General features: G+C 67.6%; 4 protein-coding genes and 2 pseudogenes. All 6 read right to left on the reverse strand.

Going from position 1 to position 3465, the window contains the following annotated elements; translation table 11 throughout:
- The coding region (gene ligD / locus WC555_RS15320) for a non-homologous end-joining DNA ligase (protein WP_373254972.1) at positions 1 to 1445 on the reverse strand (1445 nt) is incomplete at its 3' end.
- 53 nt (positions 1446 to 1498) lie between these two features.
- Positions 1499 to 2230, reverse strand: a complete 732-nt coding sequence (locus tag WC555_RS15325; protein WP_373254974.1) for an extensin family protein — start codon at positions 2228 to 2230, stop codon at positions 1499 to 1501.
- 127 nt (positions 2231 to 2357) lie between these two features.
- Positions 2358 to 2561, reverse strand: a pseudogene (locus tag WC555_RS15330) (UDP-glucose 6-dehydrogenase); the annotation flags it as partial.
- A 126-nt stretch (positions 2562 to 2687) separates the two neighbouring features.
- Positions 2688 to 2792: pseudogene (locus WC555_RS15335) on the reverse strand (PhoH family protein); the annotation flags it as partial.
- Positions 2776 to 2910 carry a DUF2256 domain-containing protein gene (locus tag WC555_RS15340; protein WP_373254976.1) on the reverse strand — a complete coding sequence of 45 codons (135 nt, stop codon included), beginning with the start codon at positions 2908 to 2910 and terminating at the stop codon, positions 2776 to 2778. The pseudogene WC555_RS15335 and the gene WC555_RS15340, both read right to left, overlap by 17 nt.
- A gap of 50 nt (positions 2911 to 2960) precedes the next feature.
- Positions 2961 to 3465, reverse strand: a 505-nt coding sequence (locus WC555_RS15345) for a sigma-70 family RNA polymerase sigma factor (RefSeq protein ID WP_373254977.1), incomplete at its 5' end; no start/stop codon positions are given.

Consider the following 3465-nt stretch of genomic DNA (forward strand, 5'->3'; position numbering starts at 1 on the left):
GCGCCTGTCCCGACAAAGGGCGACCTGTCCGCCGCCACGCCCTTCAGCGCCGGAACCAGGGTCTTGGTCACCGCCTCGCCATAGCCGGTGCCGACCCGGCCCAGATAGCGCAGGCCGCCCTTTTCCTTCACGCCCACCAGCAGCGACCGAAACCGCGTCCCGCCTTCCGACGACCAGCCGCCGATCACCACCTCGTCGCGCCCCCGGCATTTGGACTTCAGCCAGGTCGAGGACCGCCCGGCGTGATAGGGCGCGTCCAACTTCTTGGAGATCACCCCTTCCAGATCCATCCGACAGGCGCTCTCCAGCACCGCCTGCCCGGTCGAGGCGAAATGCTCGACGTAGCGCAGCCGCGTTGCCCCCGCCTTTCCGATCCGGTCCACATAGGCCTGCAGCCGCGCCTTGCGATGCGACAGCGGCAGTTTGCGCAGATCCTCCGCCCCCTCGAACAGCAGGTCGAAGGCGAAATAGACCAGCCCCCCCGTCTTCTCGTCCGAGATCGCGGCCTGCAACGCCCCGAAATCCGGCATATGATCGTCGTCCAGCGCGCACAGCTCCCCGTCGATCACCGCATCGGGCCAGGTCGCGGCGTCGGCCGCCAGGTCCGGGAACCTGTCGCTCCAGTCCAGACCCTTGCGCGTCCTCAAGACCGCCCGACCGCCGCCCACGCCGATCTGGATGCGGTATCCGTCGAACTTGATCTCGTGCGCCCACCCCGTCCCCCCGGGCGGATGGTCGGTCACCTTGCACAGCTGGATCGGGACAAAGGCCGGCGGCTTGGTCGACTTCGCCGCCGCTTTTGACGGCTTGGGCTTGGCCGGCCCCTTGCGCCCCGTCGGCTTGGACGCCGTCCATTCCTTCGTCCCGTCCGCGATCTCGGCCAGCGACCGCCCGGTCGTCACCGAGGCGTCGATCTCGGCCAGGGCATCCCCCTCCCCCGCCACGGCGAAGTCGTCCTTCTCCTTCAGCAGCAGCCAGTTGTTGCGTTTGGACGGCTTGCCCCGGTCGCTCTTCAGCCGGATCAGCGCCCATTTGCCCTTCAGCCGTTCGCCGTGAAGGATCATCTTGATCTGGCCCTTGGCCCAGGCCGCCTCCAGGTCCGGCTCCTGCGGCTCCCAGGTTCCGACGTCCCACATCTGCACCGTGCCGGCGCCATAGTTGCCGTCGGGAATCGTCCCCTCGAACGATCCGTAATCCAGCGGATGATCCTCGACCTCGACCGCCAGCCGCTTGACCGCCGTATCGCGCGACGGCGCCTTGGTCACGGCCCAGGATTTCAGCACCCCGTCCGCCTCGATGCGGAAATCGTAGTGCAGGCGCGTCGCCGCATGACGCTGGATCAGATAGCGGAAACCGCCCTTGGCACGGCCGCCCTTGGCGCCCTTCGGCTCCGGCGTCTCGCCGAACCGCCGCTTGGCCTGATAGGTCTTCAGTTCACCGCGCATAGGGGCGTAATCCGCCTCGACGCAAAGCGTTGCGCTACGGTGGCGTCACGCCCCTACCGACAGAACCGCGTGTCCGTCGCCTCCAGGTGCAGGTGGTCATAGTGAACGGCGTTGTAGTCGGGGCTCAGCGTCGTGCCGAAGATGCGGCAGGCGTCGTCGCGGATGCGGCGCAGGAACCGCGCCTCGGCCGTGTCGCCGTTCCAGCCATTGGTCACCGTGATCCGCCGCCCGTCCCTCAGCCGCACCCCGGCGAAGTCCAGCGCCGCCGCCTGGGAATGGGCGCTGATCCGGTTCGATCCGACCCCGTTGTTCACGTTGCGACAGGCGTAGGCGCCCATGTGATCGATCTGGACCACGTCCGAGCCCAGGATCTCGCGCGCCGCCGGCTCCAGCGACTGCCGACGCCAGATGCTCAGCGCCAGCGCGGTCTGGCACGTCATCTCCACATCGCCGGGCGCCAACCGCGCCACCGTGCCCATGTCGGCGCCCAGCACTCCGCCCTGGCTTAGACCGCAGGTCGCGGTGTTCTGGCGATCCGGCACGGGGCTGAAGCGCACCCGCGCGGCGTTCAGCTCGGCCAGACACCTGCCCAAATCTCGCCCCTCGCGCACCACGGCCGCTTGCGTGCCCCCATTGATGGCCCGATCCACCAGCCCCCCGACCAGCGGCGCCTCGGTGCGCGACGGATAGGGTGACGGCCCTAACGGCTCGGGCGGTCGCCGCACGCAGCCGCTCAGGATCAGCACGACGCCGAGGGCGATCAGGAAGGGTGAGGCGCGGGACACGGCAAACATCGCCAGGACGCTTATCTGATTCCCTGATCGCGCGCGGTCACGAGGCGGAGAGCCATCTACCGCGGGTTTTCCGCCGCACCCTTTGCCCGACAACGGTCCGAGCAGAACCGCACCTGCGCAGGGTGAAGAAAAGCCGGCCTTCGCGCACATTGGCCGCGACCAGATCGTCCAGCCCCGGCTCGAAGATCGGGATCTCGCCCCGCTCCAGCCGCTCGATCTTGGACGGGTCCTTGTCGATGCACGTGACGACGTGCCCGAAGTCGGCGAAACAGGCGCCGGACACCAGGCCCACATAACCCGTCCCAATCATCGCTACGCGCATCGAAATCCCTCATCAGCGGCGACGCGACCTTTAGCGGGGCGGTGCGCTTGGGGACAATGGCTTTTGGTTTCTTGGTGCAACCAGGATGCAGCCGACGCCTCGCGGCGCCGGCTGCACTCCGTGGGGCTAGAGGACGCCGATCATCGAGGCGACCAGCGGGTGGCGGACGATGTCGCGTTCGGCCAGGCGAACCACGGCGATATCAGGCACGGCCTCAAGACGAGCGGACACCCCAGTCCCGCGCCCATTTCTTGCGCCACGCGAACGACAGGCCGCAGGCGGCGCAGACCTTCTGCGGCAGATCTGACTTGGCGGGCGCCGTGCCGAGGTTGACGTGCTTTCGACCCATGTCGCCTGCCAAGAAAAAGGGCGGCCCCGTCGGAGCCGCCCCTGATCATATTAGCTGTCCAGGAAGGACCGCAGTTTGCGCGACCGGCTCGGGTGCTTCAGCTTGCGAAGCGCCTTGGCCTCGATCTGACGGATCCGTTCGCGGGTCACCGAGAACTGCTGGCCGACTTCTTCCAGCGTGTGGTCGGTGTTCATGCCGATGCCGAAGCGCATGCGCAGAACCCGCTCCTCGCGCGGCGTCAGCGAGGCCAGCACGCGGGTTGTGGTCTCGCGCAGGTTCGACTGGATGGCCGCGTCGATGGGCAGGACGGCGTTCTTGTCCTCGATGAAGTCGCCCAGGTGGCTGTCTTCCTCGTCCCCGATGGGGGTTTCGAGCGAGATCGGCTCCTTGGCGATCTTCAGGACCTTGCGGACCTTTTCCAGCGGCATGGCCAGCTTTTCGGCCAGTTCTTCCGGGGTCGGCTCGCGGCCGATCTCGTGCAGCATCTGGCGGCTGGTGCGGACGATCTTGTTGATCGTCTCGATCATGTGCACCGGGATGCGGATGGTCCGCGCC

Origin of the sequence: Brevundimonas sp., from assembly GCF_041648615.1 — a bacterium.
Classification (GTDB): domain Bacteria; phylum Pseudomonadota; class Alphaproteobacteria; order Caulobacterales; family Caulobacteraceae; genus Brevundimonas.